The sequence below is a fragment of the Bacillus siamensis genome, assembly GCF_051628075.1.
Taxonomy (GTDB): domain Bacteria; phylum Bacillota; class Bacilli; order Bacillales; family Bacillaceae; genus Bacillus; species Bacillus siamensis.
In genome coordinates this window covers 2,570,364-2,587,507 of record NZ_CP155579.1, presented here as the reverse complement: position 1 = coordinate 2,587,507, position 17,144 = coordinate 2,570,364, and the positions used below count along the sequence as shown (strand labels likewise).

14 protein-coding genes, 1 other RNA gene and 1 other annotated feature are annotated in these 17,144 nt (G+C 48.3%); of the genes, 13 read left to right on the top strand and 2 right to left on the bottom strand.

What is annotated here, in order from left to right; all coding sequences use genetic code 11:
- Positions 1–22 precede the first annotated feature (22 nt).
- The 4 genes from recJ (at position 23) to dtd (ending at position 5,719) form a co-directional block, all read left to right on the top strand.
- Positions 23–2,383, top strand: coding sequence for a single-stranded-DNA-specific exonuclease RecJ (gene recJ / locus ABDB98_RS12605; RefSeq protein ID WP_438420310.1), 2,361 nt, complete (start codon positions 23–25; stop codon positions 2,381–2,383).
- A 5-nt stretch (positions 2,384–2,388) separates the two neighbouring features.
- Positions 2,389–2,901: an adenine phosphoribosyltransferase gene (locus tag ABDB98_RS12600; RefSeq protein ID WP_003152714.1), complete on the top strand. Its 513-nt coding sequence runs from the start codon at positions 2,389–2,391 to the stop codon at positions 2,899–2,901.
- A gap of 157 nt (positions 2,902–3,058) precedes the next feature.
- Entirely contained in the window at positions 3,059–5,263 is a 2,205-nt protein-coding gene (gene relA / locus ABDB98_RS12595) for a GTP diphosphokinase (RefSeq protein WP_438420309.1), read from the top strand.
- A gap of 12 nt (positions 5,264–5,275) precedes the next feature.
- Complete coding sequence (gene dtd, locus ABDB98_RS12590) at positions 5,276–5,719, top strand: D-aminoacyl-tRNA deacylase (RefSeq protein ID WP_016938814.1); 444 nt, start codon at positions 5,276–5,278, stop codon at positions 5,717–5,719.
- Positions 5,720–5,744: 25 nt separating this feature from the next.
- Here the strand turns inward: dtd and ABDB98_RS12585 are convergent, their stop codons facing one another.
- Positions 5,745–7,307, bottom strand: a complete 1,563-nt coding sequence (locus tag ABDB98_RS12585) for an SH3 domain-containing protein (protein WP_438420308.1) — start codon at positions 7,305–7,307, stop codon at positions 5,745–5,747.
- Between the two features lie 130 nt (positions 7,308–7,437).
- Between ABDB98_RS12585 and ABDB98_RS12580 the strand changes: the two genes are divergently transcribed.
- The 5 genes from ABDB98_RS12580 to ABDB98_RS12560 all read left to right on the top strand — a co-directional run bounded on the left by ABDB98_RS12580 (position 7,438) and on the right by ABDB98_RS12560 (position 12,123).
- Positions 7,438–7,608 (top strand): YrzK family protein, encoded by a 171-nt coding sequence (locus ABDB98_RS12580; protein WP_016938816.1) that lies wholly within the window; start codon positions 7,438–7,440, stop codon positions 7,606–7,608.
- A 60-nt stretch (positions 7,609–7,668) separates the two neighbouring features.
- Positions 7,669–7,901 (top strand) — a binding site (T-box leader).
- 63 nt (positions 7,902–7,964) lie between these two features.
- Positions 7,965–9,239: a histidine--tRNA ligase gene (gene hisS / locus ABDB98_RS12575; protein ID WP_016938818.1), complete on the top strand. Its 1,275-nt coding sequence runs from the start codon at positions 7,965–7,967 to the stop codon at positions 9,237–9,239.
- Between the two features lie 14 nt (positions 9,240–9,253).
- Positions 9,254–11,032, top strand: a complete 1,779-nt coding sequence (aspS, locus tag ABDB98_RS12570) for an aspartate--tRNA ligase (protein ID WP_198697938.1) — start codon at positions 9,254–9,256, stop codon at positions 11,030–11,032.
- Between the two features lie 62 nt (positions 11,033–11,094).
- Positions 11,095–11,287, top strand: a non-coding RNA gene (gene ssrS / locus ABDB98_RS12565) — 6S RNA.
- Between the two features lie 71 nt (positions 11,288–11,358).
- Entirely contained in the window at positions 11,359–12,123 is a 765-nt protein-coding gene (locus ABDB98_RS12560) for a tRNA threonylcarbamoyladenosine dehydratase (protein WP_438420307.1), read from the top strand.
- Between the two features lie 117 nt (positions 12,124–12,240).
- Here the strand turns inward: ABDB98_RS12560 and ABDB98_RS12555 are convergent, their stop codons facing one another.
- The gene (locus ABDB98_RS12555) at positions 12,241–13,506 is read right to left on the bottom strand and encodes a replication-associated recombination protein A (protein ID WP_438420306.1); all 1,266 of its coding nucleotides are present in this window, start codon (positions 13,504–13,506) and stop codon (positions 12,241–12,243) included.
- Between the two features lie 194 nt (positions 13,507–13,700).
- On the opposite strand from ABDB98_RS12555, the gene cymR reads away from it, so the two are divergent.
- The 4 genes from cymR (at position 13,701) to ABDB98_RS12535 (ending at position 17,136) form a co-directional block, all read left to right on the top strand.
- Positions 13,701–14,117 (top strand): cysteine metabolism transcriptional regulator CymR, encoded by a 417-nt coding sequence (gene cymR, locus ABDB98_RS12550; protein ID WP_003152730.1) that lies wholly within the window; start codon positions 13,701–13,703, stop codon positions 14,115–14,117.
- A 19-nt stretch (positions 14,118–14,136) separates the two neighbouring features.
- The gene (locus tag ABDB98_RS12545) at positions 14,137–15,276 is read left to right on the top strand and encodes a cysteine desulfurase family protein (protein ID WP_060964665.1); all 1,140 of its coding nucleotides are present in this window, start codon (positions 14,137–14,139) and stop codon (positions 15,274–15,276) included.
- A gap of 36 nt (positions 15,277–15,312) precedes the next feature.
- Complete coding sequence (gene mnmA / locus ABDB98_RS12540; protein ID WP_316098445.1) at positions 15,313–16,428, top strand: tRNA 2-thiouridine(34) synthase MnmA; 1,116 nt, start codon at positions 15,313–15,315, stop codon at positions 16,426–16,428.
- Between the two features lie 87 nt (positions 16,429–16,515).
- Entirely contained in the window at positions 16,516–17,136 is a 621-nt protein-coding gene (locus ABDB98_RS12535) for a tetratricopeptide repeat protein (protein WP_438422143.1), read from the top strand.
- The last annotated feature ends 8 nt before the right edge of the window (positions 17,137–17,144 follow it).

Below are 17,144 nucleotides of genomic sequence, written 5' to 3'. Positions count from 1 at the left end.
AGGGTGGTTGAGGGGTGAATTTATGTTAGCGTCAAAAATGCGCTGGGAAATCCAGCAGCCGGATCAGGAAAAGGTCAAATCACTCACAGAACAATTGGACATAACACCTCTTGTGGCATCGCTGCTTGTAAAAAGAGGTTTTGATACTGCCGAAAGCGCAAGGCATTTTTTACATACAAAGGATGCAGACTTTTATGACCCGTATGAATTAAAAGGAATGCGGGAAGCAGTTGATCGGATAAAGCTGGCGGTTTCTCAAGGGGAACCGATTATGATTTACGGAGATTACGATGCAGACGGCGTTACAAGCACATCAGTGATGCTGACGGCACTCAGACAGCTGTCAGCAAACGTTGACTTTTATATTCCCGACCGTTTCACAGAAGGCTACGGCCCGAATGAACAAGCTTTCCGCTCCATAAAAGAGCGGGGTTTTTCGCTTATCATTACAGTGGATACGGGCATCGCCGCCGTTCATGAAGCTGAAGTCGCAAAAGAGCTGGGTCTAGACGTCATTATTACCGACCACCATGAGCCGGGACCCGAGCTTCCCGACGTATTTGCGATCATCCACCCGAAGCAGCCGGGCTGCAGCTATCCGTTTAAAGAATTGGCCGGCGTCGGTGTGGCGTTTAAGCTTGCCCACGCGCTTACGGGTTCTTTGCCGGAAGCTATGCTGGACTTAGCGGCCATCGGTACGATTGCGGATCTGGTGCCGCTGCATGATGAAAACAGACTAATTGCGTCACTTGGGATCGAAAAGCTTCGGACGACAAATCGGCCGGGTCTCAAAGCTCTGATTAAGCTTTCCGGCGGGGATATCGGACAAGCTGATGAGGAAACGATCGGGTTCCAGGTTGCACCGAGGCTGAATGCCGTCGGAAGAATAGAACAGGCTGATCCCGCCGTGCACCTGCTGATGACCGAAGACCAGTTTGAAGCGGAGGAATTGGCTTCGGATATTGACAGGCTGAATAAGGAACGCCAAAAAATGGTGAAAACCATGACCGAAGAGGCTGTTGAAATGGTTCAGCAGCAAGACGGAAACCCTTCTGCCATTGTAGTGGCAAAAGCCGGCTGGAACCCGGGGGTTGTCGGTATTGTCGCATCGAAGCTCGCTGAACGTTTTTATCGCCCCGCTGTTGTGCTGGGGATAGATGAGGAGCAGGGAATCGCTAAAGGATCGGCGCGAAGCATCAGGGGTTTCAACCTTTTTACGAGCCTTTCACAGTGCAGAGACATTCTCCCTCATTTCGGCGGGCATCCGATGGCCGCAGGAATGACTTTAAAGGCTGAAGATGTGCCGGATTTAAGAGACAGGCTGAATCAATTGGCTGAAGAAACCCTTACGGAAGAGGATTTTATCCCGATTCAGGAGGTTGATCTTGTCTGCGGCGTCGAAGACATAACCGTTGAAAGCATTACAGAATTGAATATGCTCTCGCCGTTCGGCATGCTTAACCCTAAACCGCATGTCATGGTGGAAAACGCCGTGCTTGATGAAGTGCGCCTGATCGGAGCGAATAAAAATCACGTGAAAATGACGGTGAAAAATGATGCCGCCGTTCTCGACTGCGTCGGCTTTAACAAAGGAGAGCTGGAAGCCGGAATTGTCCCCGGATCAGCGATTTCCATTGTCGGCGAAATGTCCATTAATGAATGGAACAACAGAAAGAAACCCCAGCTGATGATTAAAGACGCTGCGGTGCTGGAATGGCAGCTTTTTGATATCAGAGGCAAGCGGACGTGGGAAGATACGGTTGCTGCGCTGCCGAAGGAAAAACGGGTGCTCATCAGTTTTAACGAAAAAACTGTCCGAAAACTTCGTGGCGAAGAGCTGCCGGACGAGCTGGCTCAGATCACGTCGGAATCCGAGGCGGAGGCTCTTCCGCTTGACGGAAAGTATGCCGTCTTTCTGGATGTGCCGCCGTCAGAGGAGCGGCTCAAGCGTTTGCTTGACGGGAAGAAGCCGGAACGGATTTATTTTGTTTTTATCAATCATGAAGAACATTTTCTGTCCTCATTTCCATCGCGGAGTGATTTCAAGTGGTTTTACGCATTTCTCTTGAAAAGGGGCAATTTTGACTTAAGTAAGCATGGTTCGGAGCTCGCGAGACACAAAGGATGGTCAATTGACACAATCAATTTCATGACAAAGGTGTTTTTTGATCTCGGTTTTGTTAAAATAGAAGATGGTGTGCTGTCTGTCGTGAGCGGCGCGAAAAAACGCGACCTTTCAGATTCGCAAACCTACCAGGTAAAACAGCAGCTGATGGAATTAGACCAGAAGCTCAATTATTCCGCGGCCCATGAGCTGAAGGAATGGCTGAATAAGCTGATGAACCAAGGTTCAGAGGCTTATGAAAGTACGAGGAGGACATAGAACAGATGGATCTTAAAAAATACGTAACAATTGTGCCCGATTACCCGAAAGAAGGCGTACAATTTAAAGATATTACGACATTGATGGACAAAGGCGACGTATACCGTTACGCCACTGACCAAATTGTTGAATATGCAAAAGAAAAAGAAATTGACTTAGTTGTCGGACCTGAAGCGCGCGGCTTTATTATCGGCTGTCCGGTTGCATACGCTCTCGGAGTCGGTTTTGCGCCGGTTCGGAAAGAAGGAAAACTTCCGCGTGAAGTCATTAAAGTCGATTACGGTTTGGAGTACGGAAAAGACGTACTGACGATTCATAAAGATGCGATCCTGCCGGGACAGCGCGTGCTGATTACTGATGACTTGCTTGCAACAGGCGGCACGATCGAAGCAACGATTAAGCTTGTCGAAGAACTGGGCGGCGTCGTAGCCGGTATTGCATTCTTAATCGAGCTTTCTTACCTTGACGGCAGAGACAAGCTTGACGATTACGATATTTTAACATTAATGAAATATTAACCGCATATGGAAAAAAGCACTCGTGTCAGGGTGCTTTTTTCCTATTATTTCATCATCCTGACAGATTCTTTAGGTGTTTTGAACTTCTGCCCTTTACATCTCTCGTTTTTTTCTTGATAATAAACTAATACAGTTTACATTTAAAAAAGGTGATTCCATGGCGAACGAACAAGTATTGACTGCCGAGCAAGTAATAGATAAAGCGCGCACGTATCTGCCGGAGGAGCAGATTGCGTTTGTTGAGAAAGCTTACCTGTATGCGCAAGACGCGCATCGCGAACAGTACCGCAAATCAGGTGAGCCGTACATCATTCATCCGATTCAGGTGGCGGGAATCCTCGTCGATCTGGAAATGGACCCTTCCACGATTGCGGGCGGTTTTCTGCATGATGTGGTAGAAGACACGGATGTCACCCTCGATGACCTGAAGGAAGCATTTTCTGAAGAAGTGGCGATGCTTGTCGACGGTGTAACGAAGCTCGGTAAAATTAAGTATAAATCTCAAGAAGAGCAGCAGGCGGAAAACCACCGAAAAATGTTTGTCGCTATGGCTCAGGATATCAGAGTCATATTGATCAAGCTGGCGGATCGCCTTCATAATATGCGGACGTTAAAGCATCTTCCGCAGGAAAAACAGCGGAGAATTTCAAATGAGACGCTGGAAATTTTCGCTCCGCTGGCACATCGGCTCGGGATTTCGAAAATTAAATGGGAGCTTGAAGACACCGCTCTCCGTTATTTGAATCCTCAGCAATACTACAGAATCGTCAACCTCATGAAGAAAAAGCGCGCGGAACGCGAACTTTATGTCGATGAGGTTGTCAATGAAGTGAAAAAACGCGTCGAAGAAGTGAATATCAAAGCGGACTTTTCAGGCCGTCCGAAGCACATCTACAGCATTTACCGCAAGATGGCGCTGCAAAATAAACAGTTTAATGAAATATATGATCTGCTCGCCGTCCGTATTCTTGTCGGAAGCATTAAAGACTGCTACGCCGTACTCGGCATTATTCATACGTGCTGGAAGCCGATGCCGGGCAGATTCAAGGATTATATTGCGATGCCTAAGCCGAATATGTATCAGTCCCTGCATACGACCGTAATCGGGCCTAAAGGCGATCCGCTGGAAGTGCAGATCAGAACATTTGAGATGCATGAGATCGCTGAATACGGGGTGGCCGCGCACTGGGCATATAAAGAAGGCAAGGCTGCAAACGAAGAAGCGACATTTGAGAAAAAACTGTCCTGGTTCCGCGAAATTCTGGAATTCCAAAACGAGTCTACCGACGCGGAAGAATTTATGGAATCGCTGAAAATCGATCTGTTTTCTGACATGGTATACGTATTTACGCCAAAAGGTGATGTCATTGAACTGCCGTCAGGCTCTGTGCCGATTGATTTTTCCTACAGGATTCACTCGGAAATCGGCAATAAAACAATCGGAGCGAAAGTGAACGGGAAAATGGTGACGCTTGACCATAAGCTCCGGACGGGCGACATCGTTGAAATCCTGACGTCCAAGCATTCGTACGGACCGAGCCAAGACTGGGTCAAACTCGCTCAGACGTCGCAGGCCAAACACAAAATCCGCCAGTTCTTTAAGAAACAGCGCCGTGAAGAAAACGTCGAAAAAGGCCGTGAACTTGTCGAGAAAGAAATTAAAAACCTTGATTTTGAAGTGAAGGATGTTTTAACGCTCGAAAACCTTCAAAAGGTTGCCGACAAGTTTAATTTCTCAAATGAAGAGGATATGTACGCGGCTGTCGGGTATAACGGCATTACCGCTTTGCAGGTGGCCAACAGGCTCACTGAAAAAGAACGGAAGCAGCGTGATCAGGAAGAGCAGGAAAAAATCGTTCAGGAAGTCGCTTCCGAGCCGAAACAGTATCCGCAAGGAAGAAAACGGGAAGCGGGTGTGCGCGTGAAAGGCATCGACAACCTTCTCGTCCGTTTGTCGAAATGCTGCAATCCCGTGCCCGGAGACCATATTGTCGGTTTTATTACAAAAGGTCGCGGTGTATCCGTTCACCGTGATGACTGTCCGAATGTAAAAACGAATGAAGCGCAGGAACGTCTGATCCCTGTTGAATGGGAGCATGAATCACAGGTTCAAAGACGCAAGGAATATAACGTTGAGATTGAGATTTTGGGGTATGACCGTCTCGGGCTGTTAAATGAAGTACTTCAGGCCGTAAATGAAACGAAAACCAACATCTCGTCTGTATCCGGCAAATCCGACCGCAATAAAGTTGCTACGATTCATATGGCGATTTTTATTCAGAACATCAATCATCTGCATAAAGTGGTCGAGCGGATTAAGCAGATCAGAGACATCTATTCAGTCCGACGGGTTATGAACTAAAAGGAGCTTGCTATGAAATTAGTTGTTCAGCGTGTAACAGAAGCGAGTGTGACGGTTGACGGCGCTGTCGCCGGCCGGATCGGACCCGGTATTATGGCGCTTGTCGGTGTCACTCATGAAGATACAGAGGAAGATGCCGCTTACTTGGCGGATAAAATCGTGAATCTCCGGATTTTTGAGGACGAAAGCGGTAAGATGAATTTATCGCTTTTAGATACGGGCGGAGAGATTTTATCAGTTTCCCAGTTTACGCTTTACGGCGAAACGAAGAAAGGGAGACGTCCGAATTTTATGAATGCGGCCAAACCGGATCAGGCTCTGCTCCTTTATGAAAAGTGGAACGAACTTCTTCGGGAAAAGGGAGTCAAAGTTGAAACGGGAATATTCGGGGCCATGATGGATGTTCAGCTGACGAATTCCGGGCCCGTTACATTGATTATGGATTCTAAACAATAAAAAAGCTGCCGTTCGGCAGCTTTTTTTATGATTGAAAATAATGTTCCAATCCGCTTTCAATTCCGTCTGTCACTTTTTCCTGGTAAGAGCCGCTATGTATGATTGTTTCTTCTTGCGGTTGACTGAGATAGCCGAGCTCATACAGCATGGCAGGCCGTTTATTTTCCCTCAGGACGTAATAATCTCCAAACAGAACGCCGCGATCAGGAATAGGCGAACGCTTCACTACTTCAGAATGGACGTCTGAGGCAAGCTGGCGGTCCTTAGACGGACTGTAATAATAAGCCGTGCTTCCTCTCGTTGACGTATCGGCATAGCTGTCATAGTGGATGCTGATAAAGGCATCCGCATTCCGGTAATGGGACGTTGAAACCCTGGCCTGCAGGCTGATAAATGTATCATCCTGCCTTGTGATATACACGTTTGCCCCGGCTGCTCTCAATTTTCCGGCTAACAGCTTAGCTGTTTTAATCGTTACGTTTTTTTCAAAGTTTCCGGAGTAGCCGATCGTTCCGCTGTCTTTTCCTCCGTGTCCGGGATCAACGACGATCGTTTTGTTTTTGAGCGACCCGCTGCCGCTTGACGTGTTGGGAGAAGGTGCTTCTCCTGTTTCTTCACCGCTTTTTGACGTTTGTACGACCCAGTTTGCCACATATGCTGTTTGGCCGTTTTCCAGCCGGACTTCGTACCACTTGCCGCTTGAACCGACAATCGGATAGGCTGCGCCTTTATCCGCTCTTTTTACGATAGAAGCGGAAGTCGAGGCTGAGCTTCTTAGGTTGGTGCCGCCGTAAACGATATACGCTTTTTTCGAGGAGCCTGAGCCCTCAGAGCCGTCTCCCGATTCGGACGGGGTGTCCGATGAGTCGGAATCCTTTATGATGTAGTGGCTTGCTGCCCAGCCTTTTTGCCCGTTTGCTTCAATTTTCAGCCAGCCGTGGTCTTCGCTTAAGATGGAAACCTTTGCTCCGCGTGATAATTTAGTGATAATCGCTGAATCATGTGACGCTGCACTTCTGACATTCAATGAAGAAACGCCTACCGTCCCGTTCTTTGAACCGTTTTGGGACGAAGTTGCTTTCGAATCCGATCCGCCGCTGTCCGCGGTGACGTATTCGGAAGAAACCCACCCGCTTGTGCCTTGATAAGAAATATTCACCCAGCCGCTGTTCTTGTCCAGCACAGAAGCATGTGCGCCTTGCGGAAGTTTGCCGATGACTTCATATGATGTCCCCGGGCCTTTTCTGATACGGAGATCAGGGTCGTTGGAAGTGACCGTTCCGCTTGTTGCGGATGAATGGTCTGCTCCTCCGGCTGTTTTTGATATCAGCCAGGAAACGACCCATCCGGTCTTACCGGGACTCAGCTGAAGCTGTACCCAGTCTCCCTCTTCTTTTGTGATCGGGTATCTTTCCCCTTTTTTCACTTCAGCCTTTATTCCATAGCTCAGGCCGGGACCGCCTCTGACATTGATCTTGTCTGTCGCGATAACCGCTTCTCCCTCAGCGGCGATTGCGGTATGAAATGACGGAAGAAGTGCCGTGATGATGACGCCGCATAAAATAAGAGCAAGAGTTTTCTTATTCATGGCTGTCCTCCTTTCTGAACTAACTAAAATACATTCTTGTATAATATCGTATTTTCCTTGTTGAATGTTAAATAAAAATAAAATGGTTTGTTTATACTAGTTGTAAATACAGCGAAAAGGTGTGCAAATCATGAAATATCAACCAAAAATGGGACGCGCGCTGCACGATGCGGAAGGAAATCTGCACTTCAGTGATCAGAGCGATAAAGAGAAGGCGGGTTTTCTTGAAGAGACGGCGACGGAGTTCGGTCTTTTATCGAAAGATGCAGTCGCAAGGAAAAACAGACGGAATAAAACTTGACAGGGGAGTGCAATCCCATTATTATAATAGAAATTGATGTACATAAGTCAAAATAACGATTTTGAACCGATAATGGAGAAGAGTAGGTCAGAATGCATGGAGAAGAGAGGAACCGTCCCGGGCTGAAAGCGGATCCGCACTGCATCTTTCTCGAAACAACACTCCGGAGGTTCCCTGCTGAACGCTTTAGCGAGTCATTAGGCAGCGGACGTGAACCTGCGTTAACGGTCAGAGCGGGGATGCTTCAGCATTCCAACTAGGGTGGCACCACGGGTATAACTCTCGTCCCTACTATACATGTATAGTAGGAGCGGGAGTTTTTTTATTTGAAGAAAGACATTAAGGAGGCCTGTTACATGGCATATCACATTCCAAGAGGCACACAGGATATACTGCCGGGTGAATCAGACAGATGGCAGTTCGTCGAACAAATTATGAGAGAGACGTGCCGCACTTATCAATATAAAGAAATCCGCACGCCGATTTTCGAGCATACGGAATTGTTCGCAAGAGGCGTCGGTGAATCTACAGATATCGTGCAGAAAGAAATGTACACGTTTGAAGACCGTAAAGGGAGAAGCCTGACGCTTCGGCCGGAAGGAACAGCCGCCGCAGTCCGCGCGTTCAATGAAAATAAATTATTTGCGAACCCGGTGCAGCCGACGAAGCTGTATTATGTCGGACCGATGTTCCGTTATGAACGTCCGCAGACGGGGCGCTTCCGCCAATTCTATCAATTCGGAATTGAAGCGATCGGCTCCAAAGATCCGGCTGTGGATGCAGAAGTCATTGCGCTTGCGATGAGCATTTACCGTAAAGCCGGTTTGAAAAATGTCAAGCTTGTGCTGAACAGCCTCGGTGACCAGGAGAGCCGCAAAGCCTACCGTGAAGCACTCGTCAAACATTTTGAACCGCGCATCGGAGAATTTTGCTCAGACTGCCAGTCACGCCTGCACACAAACCCGCTCCGAATTCTTGATTGCAAGAAAGACAGAGAACATGAACTGATGAAATCGGCACCATCCATTCTTGATTACTTAAATGAAGAATCAGCCGCTTATTTTGAGAAAGTCAAACAATACTTAAACGATCTCGGCATCCCGTTTGAAATTGATCCGAACCTTGTCAGAGGGCTTGATTACTACAATCATACCGCGTTTGAAATCATGAGCAACGCGGAAGGTTTCGGAGCGATTACAACACTTGCCGGAGGGGGCCGCTATGACGGGCTTGTTGAACAGATCGGCGGACCTGAAGCGCCGGGTATCGGATTTGCGATGAGCATCGAACGTCTGCTGGCAGCCATTGACGCTGAGAAAGCAGAGCTTCCCGTCAATCAGGGGATTGACTGCTATATCGTGACGCTCGGAGAAAAAGCGAAGGATTATTCCGTTTCCCTCGTGTACAAACTGAGAGAAGCGGGCATCTCAAGTGAAATCGATTATGAAAACAAAAAAATGAAGGGCCAATTCAAAACGGCTGACCGTCTCGGCGCACGCTTTATCGCGATTTTAGGGGAAGATGAACTTGCCCAAAATAAAATCAATGTAAAAGATGCGGAAACAGGCGAGCAGCGTGAAGTGGTGTTAGACGAGCTGATACAAGTGTTAAAGGCAGATCAAAAGCAGTGAAGGAGAGGAACGCTATGTTTGGAAGAACATATTATTGTGGCGAGATAACTGAAAAAGCGATTGGCGAAACTGTCAAACTGAAAGGGTGGGTGCAGAAACGGCGCGATCTCGGCGGCTTGATTTTCATTGATTTGCGCGACCGTTCGGGTATTGTGCAAGTCGTGTTCAATCCTGACGTCTCGAAAGAAGCTCTTGCCGCGGCAGAAGCAATCAGAAACGAATATGTGCTTGATATCGAAGGCACGGTTTCTGCCCGTGAAGAAGGCACGGTGAACCCTAACCTGAAAACCGGTAAAATTGAAATTAAAGCCGAAGCAGTGACGGTGCTCAGCACGGCGAAAACGCCGCCGTTTCCGATCAGTGACCAGGCGGCTGACGTTTCTGAAGACGTCCGGTTAAAACACCGCTATTTGGATTTGCGCCGCCCGGCGATGTTTCAAACATTGCAAATGCGCCATCAAGTCACAAAATCCATCCGCCATTTCTTGGATGAAAACGGATTTCTTGATATTGAAACCCCAATTTTAACGAAAAGCTCTCCGGAAGGCGCCCGTGATTACTTGGTGCCGAGCCGTGTGCATGAAGGGGAATTTTATGCTCTTCCGCAATCGCCGCAGATTTTTAAACAGCTTCTGATGGTTTCTGGCTTTGAGCGGTATTATCAAGTGGCCCGCTGTTTCCGCGATGAAGACCTGCGTGCCGACCGCCAGCCGGAATTTACGCAGATTGATATCGAAATGTCCTTTATGAGTCAAGAAGACATCATGGCTCTGGCGGAAAAGATGATGGCGAAAGTCGTGCTCGAAACAAAAGGCGTCGAAGTATCGCTGCCGCTTCCGCGAATGACATATGAAGAAGCGATGAACAGCTACGGTTCCGACAAGCCTGACACACGCTTCGGCATGCTGCTGACGGACGTATCAGACATTGTGAAAGATACTGAATTTAAGGTGTTCTCATCAGCTGTAGCCAACGGCGGTGTTGTAAAAGCGATCAATGTTAAAGGCGCTGCCGGCGACTACTCCAGAAAAGATATTGATGCGCTCGGCGTTTTCGCCGGAAATTATGGCGCGAAAGGTCTCGCTTGGGTCAAAGTTGAAGCTGACGGCGTAAAAGGCCCGATTGCGAAATTCTTTGATGATGAGAAGCAGGCAAAACTGGCTGAAGCGCTGGATGCTTCTGAAGGCGATCTGCTCCTGTTCGGCGCTGATAAGTTTGACGTTGTGGCTCAATCCCTCGGTGCGCTGCGCTTAAAGCTCGGTAAAGAACGCGGCCTGATTGACGAAAGCCTCTTCAACTTCCTGTGGGTTGTGGACTGGCCGTTATTGGAGCATGACGAGGAAGAAGGCCGTTTCTATGCGGCTCACCATCCGTTTACTATGCCTGTCCGTGAAGACCTTGATCTGATTGAAACAGCGCCTGAAGATATGAAAGCGCAGGCTTACGACCTTGTCTTAAACGGTTATGAACTCGGCGGAGGCTCCATCCGGATTTTTGAAAAGGACGTTCAGGAAAAAATGTTCGGGCTTCTCGGCTTTACACAAGAAGAAGCGGAAGAGGAGTTCGGATACCTTCTTGAAGCCTTTGAATACGGCGCTCCTCCGCACGGCGGAATCGCGCTCGGTCTGGACCGTATCGTTATGCTTCTTGCAGGCCGCACAAACTTAAGAGATACGATCGCTTTCCCGAAAACGGCAAGCGCAAGCTGTCTTCTTACGGAAGCGCCCGGCGAAGTGAGCGACGCCCAGCTTGAAGAACTTCACCTTTCTGTCAAAAGAAAAGTGAAACAGTAAAGATCAGCAGTTTGTTTCTTGAAAATCAAAATCTGCTGTGATATGATTTTGACAAGTTAAATAAAGTCCTGATGTGTTAGTTGTACACCTAGTTTTGACCGAACATTTTTTTGCTTTGGGAGCCCGTATTTTTAAATGGCGTACATGCCTCTTTTCATTCGGTAAAGAGGACTTACAAGATTTGAAAAAGGGCACCCACCTGCTGAGAGCGGGTTCAAAACGAAGGAAAGCTGCAACGGCACAATTGGGACTTTATTTTTTGTGCGCTGAAACCAGCGGCTTTTTGACAAGCCGAGTTTATAAAACCAGAATGTGGAGTGAGGTTCTTGTTACATCAGTTTTCCAGAAATGAGCTAGCGATTGGAAAAGAAGGGCTGGACACGTTAAAAAACAGCACGGTGGCCGTTCTCGGCGTCGGCGGAGTCGGTTCATTCGCAGCCGAAGCACTGGCGAGGTCCGGAGTGGGACGGATCGTCCTTGTCGATAAAGATGATGTTGACATTACAAACGTAAACCGCCAGCTGCATGCGCTCTTGTCGACGGTGGGACAGCCGAAAACGGACTTGATGAAAGCGCGGATCGCGGATATTAATCCGGATTGCGATGTCATCGCCTTAAAAATGTTTTATACAGAAGAGACATATGAGCAGTTCTTTGAGTATCCGCTCGATTACGTCATTGACGCGTCGGATACGATTCATTATAAAATTCATCTGATGAAAGAATGTCTGAAACGGGATGTTCCGCTGATTTCGAGCATGGGAGCGGCGAATAAAACAGACCCGACACGTTTTCAGATTGCTGATATTTCAAAAACCCATACTGATCCGATTGCCAAAGTCGTCCGCACAAGGCTTCGTAAAGAGGGCATTAAAAAAGGCGTACAGGTCATTTTTTCTGATGAAAGCCCGATCGTCATCCGTGAAGACGTCAGAAAAGAAGTCGGGAATGATGAAGCGAAAATCCGCAAAGCGCAAATGCCGCCGTCTTCCAACGCCTGGGTTCCGTCAGTGGCCGGCCTGATTATGGGCGGACATGTCGTGATGGAGCTCTTAAAGGACATCAAGATTAAACGGGTTAAAGATAAATAAAAAGAAAAACAGCCTTCATTAAGAAAGGCTGTTTTTTTATTTGAATCCGCCGCCTGTGCGGACGGTCTGGCCAGTATCAAACAAAAAGACAAGAACACATGGGGTGTCCTTGCCCGGTTATTTTTTCTTCATCAGTTTTTCATACACTTGCTTTATGGCGGCTTCAAATTTCCCCGTTTGTTTCGGTTTATAGTATTGCTTGTTTTTTAACGGATCGGGCAAATATTGCTGTTCGACCCATCCGTTCTCAAAATCGTGAGGATATTGATAGCCGATCCCGCGTCCGAGCTCTTGGGCCCCTTTATAGTGGGCGTCTTTTAAATGTTTCGGCACATCGCCGATTTTACCCGCTCTGATATCTTTAAGCGCCTCATCAACGGCTGAGATGGCGGAGTTTGATTTTGGCGAGAGGCATAATTCGATGACCGCATTGGCCAGCGGAATTCTCGCTTCCGGAAAGCCGATCCGTTCTGCGGTCTGAATCGCGCTCAGCACCCGGGGGCCTGCCTGCGGGCTTGCGAGGCCGATATCCTCATAGGCGATCACGAGAAGCCTTCTTGATATGCTTTCAAGGTCGCCGGCTTCGATCAGACGGGCCAAATAATGAAGGGCTGCGTTTGCGTCAGAGCCCCGGATTGATTTTTGGAACGCGGATAAGACGTCATAATGCGCATCTCCGTCTTTATCATGGGTATAGCTTTTTTTCTGCAGACATTCCTCCGCTGTTTCCCGTGTAATCCGGATCGTGCCGTCGCTTAATTCCTTTGTGGAGAGCACGGCAAGCTCCAGCGCGTTCAAAGCGGAGCGGACGTCTCCTCCGCACCCTTGCGCGAAATGATCCATCGCATCGCCGTCCACCGAAACGCTGTAGGAACCGAGTCCGCGGTGTTCATCTGTAAGCGCTCTTTTCAATGCCTGCTTGATCAGATCGGGTGTTAACGGTTCGAGCTCGAATATCTGAGTCCGGCTTCTGATGGCCGGGTTAATGGCATGATAAGGATTGGCGGTCGTCGCGCCGATTAAAATAATCATGCCGTTTTCTAAATAGGGCAGCAAAAAATCCTGTTTCCCCTTATCAAGCCTGTGCACTTCATCAAGGATTAAAATGACCTGGCCTGACATTTTCGCTTCCTGTACGACAATCTCCATGTCTTTTTTATTATGAATGACGGCATTCAATTTCCTGAATGCGATGCTTGTCGATCCTGCGATCGCCGTGGCGATGGACGTTTTTCCGATGCCCGGCGGACCGTACAGGATCATGGAGGATAAGTGCTTTGCACGCACCATTCTGCCGATGATTTTATCTTCTTTGACCAGATGTTCCTGGCCGATAATGTCTTCGATATTGGCAGGCCGCATCCGATACGCCAGTGGTTTCATGAACATCTCTCCTTACATATACAGGGTAACGGAAAACGGACGATTAGAAAAGCGAATTGCGGCAGGCCCCGTGTTTCAATGAAAATTAGGATAAGTTATGTTATAATAACAGTTGGTCTATAAGATACTAAACAGATTATTCATATCCATTTACTTGTATAAATTAACAATTAGAATTGACTGGGGTGTTCATATTGAAAATATCGACAAAGGGAAGATACGGGCTCACCATTATGATCGAATTGGCGAAAAAGCATGGAGACGGTCCGACGTCGCTCAAAAGCATCGCCCAAACAAACAGCCTTTCTGAGCATTACTTGGAACAGCTTGTATCACCGCTCAGAAACGCCGGACTCGTAAAAAGCATCAGAGGCGCTTACGGGGGTTATGTGCTCGGCGGGCAGCCTGAAGAGATCACGGCCGGAGATATTATCAGAGTGCTGGAAGGACCGATCAGCCCGGTGGAAGTTCTTGAGGATGAAGAGCCTGCCAAGCGGGAGCTATGGATCCGCATCCGCGACGCTGTAAAAGACGTGTTGGACAGCACGACGTTAGAAGACCTTGCAAGCTACACGGACGGCGAGCAGGAAGCCTATATGTTCTATATTTAAACCAGAGGTGTAAAAAACAATGGAACGGATTTATTTAGATCACGCCGCGACTTCCCCGATGGATGAGCGTGTGCTTGAAAAAATGAAGCCGCATTTCTTCGGCAGCTTCGGAAACCCGTCAAGCATCCATTCATTTGGAAGAGAGTCCCGGAAATGGGTCGACGAAGCGAGAGCGGACATCGCCCGTGAAATCAGTGCGAAAGAACAGGAAATCATTTTCACAAGCGGCGGCACGGAGGCTGATAATTTAGCGATTTTCGGAACGGCTGCCGCCCGGAAGAATGAAGGAAAGCATATCATTACGACCGCTGTTGAGCATCATGCCGTACTGCACGCTTGCGAAAAGCTGGAAGAAGACGGTTTTGAGGTGACATACCTCATCCCCGGCCCTTCAGGACGGATCAGTGCAAATCAGGTGAAAGAAGCGCTCCGTGATGATACAATCCTTGTTACCGTCATGTATGGCAATAACGAAGTCGGAACCATTCAGCCGATTGACGAAATCGGAGAGCTGTTAAGCGGGCATCAGGCCTATTTTCACACAGATGCCGTCCAGGCATTCGGTTATATGCCGATTGACGTGAAAAAAAGCAGAATTGACATGCTGTCTGTTTCCGGTCATAAGCTTAACGGGCCAAAAGGGACAGGCTTTTTATATGTAAATCAAGAGGTGAAGCTGTCACCGATTCTTCTCGGGGGAGAGCAGGAACGAAAGCGCCGCGCGGGGACGGAAAATGTACCGGGCATCGCCGGCTTAAAAGAAGCGGTCGTTCTTTCAAACCGTGAGCGGGAAGAGAAAACAGCGAAGTTTAAGGAGTTTAAAAACATCATCATGAGCACGCTGGAAAAAGCCGGCGTGACAGCGGAGGTGAACGGAGATGCCGAGAACTGCCTGCCTCATATTTTAAACCTTTACTTTCCCGGTGTGCCGGTGGAAGCGCTGCTGGTCAATCTTGACATGGAAGGCGTTGCCGTCTCCAGCGGATCCGCGTGTACGGCGGGATCCGTTCTTCCGTCCCATGTGCTTACGGCCATGTTCGGAAGTGAAAGCGGCAGACTGACCTCGTCAATCCGTCTCAGCTTCGGCCTCGGCAATACGGCGGAACAAATCGAAACAGCCGCCGAAAAGCTTGCCGACGTCGTTAAACGGCTTGCTTAAAACGGCGGACTTACGTTTTTAATGGAGTGAATGCAAATGGAAAAACGGCCGGAGAATACAAGAGTCGTAGTCGGCATGTCCGGCGGAGTGGACTCTTCTGTGGCGGCCCTTCTGCTGAAGGAGCAGGGCTACGATGTAATCGGAATCTTTATGAAAAACTGGGATGATACGGACGAAAACGGTTTTTGCACGGCGACGGAAGATTATGAAGACGTCATCCGGGTCTGCAACCAAATCGGAATTCCGTATTATGCCGTCAATTTTGAAAAGCAATATTGGGAAAAGGTATTTCAGTATTTCCTTGATGAATATAAAGCCGGAAGAACCCCTAATCCGGATGTCATGTGCAATAAAGAAATTAAGTTTAAGGCTTTCTTGGATCATGCTTTATCACTCGGCGCGGATTACCTTGCGACGGGCCATTACGCCCGCGTGGACAGAAGCGCAGGTACAGTGCGCATGCTCCGCGGTCTGGATGAAAACAAGGATCAGACTTATTTTCTGAATCAGCTCAATCAGGAACAGCTCAGCAAAGTCATGTTCCCGATCGGTGATCTGCAAAAAAGCCGCGTGCGGGAAATCGCCAAAGAAGCGGAACTTGCGACAGCTGCGAAAAAAGACAGCACGGGAATCTGCTTTATCGGCGAACGCAACTTCAAAACGTTTCTCAGCCAATATCTCCCTGCTCAGCCGGGCGATATGATGACAATGGACGGAGAAGTAAAAGGGCGTCATGACGGACTGATGTATTATACGATCGGACAGCGCCACGGTTTAGGAATCGGCGGAAGCGGCGAGCCGTGGTTCGCAGTCGGTAAAGATCTCGAGAAAAACATTCTGTATGTCGATCAGGGATTCCACAATCCGCTTCTGTATTCCGATAAGATCACGGCGACAAATGTCAGCTGGACGCGTCCCGGTCTGATGGACGGCGGCGAAATGACATGCACGGCGAAATTCCGCTACCGTCAGGAAGATCACAAAGTAACGGTGAAAATGACGGGTGCCGATGAAGCGGAAATCATTTTTGACGGGCAGGTCCGCGCCGTAACGCCGGGACAAGCCGTTGTTTTTTATGACGGAGAAGAGTGCCTCGGCGGCGGAACGATAGATGACGTTTATAAAGACGGAACAAAATTGTGGTACGTATAACACATGTAAAAAACCTCAACTCGCATGTTGGGGTTTTTTAGCGAAAGGAAGTTAAAAATGGATTATAATAAAATCGGAATTGATGCCATGCAGGAGGGCGATTTTGAAAAAGCGGCAGAAGCTTTCACGAAAGCGATTGAGGAAAACGGCCAAGATCCGGTGCCGTACATCAACTTCGCAAATCTGCTTTCTTCAGTGAACGAACTTGAACGCGCGCTTGCATTTTACAACAGAGCGCTTGAATTGGACAATTCAGCGGCAGCCGCTTATTACGGAGCGGGAAACGTATACGTGATGAAGGAATCGTTTTCCGAAGCGAAGGATATGTTTGAAAAAGCGCTTCGCTCCGGAATGGAAAACGGAGACTTGTTTTATATGCTCGGCACCGTTCTCGTCAAATTAGAGCAGCCGAAGCTTGCGCTGCCGTATTTGCAGCGGGCCGTTGAATTAAACGAAAATGACACGGAAGCGCGCTTCCAGTTCGGAATGTGTCTCGCAAACGAAGAAATGCTGGATGAAGCATTGGCGCAGTTTGAGATGGTGATTGAACAGGACCCAAGCCATGCGGACGCATTTTATAATGCCGGAGTCGCTTACGCTTACAAAGAAAATCGTGAAAAGGCGCTTGAGATGCTTGAAGGCGCAATCGGCATACAGCCTGATCATATGCTCGCGCTTCATGCGAAACAGCTTATCACTCAGTCATAACAAAAGGA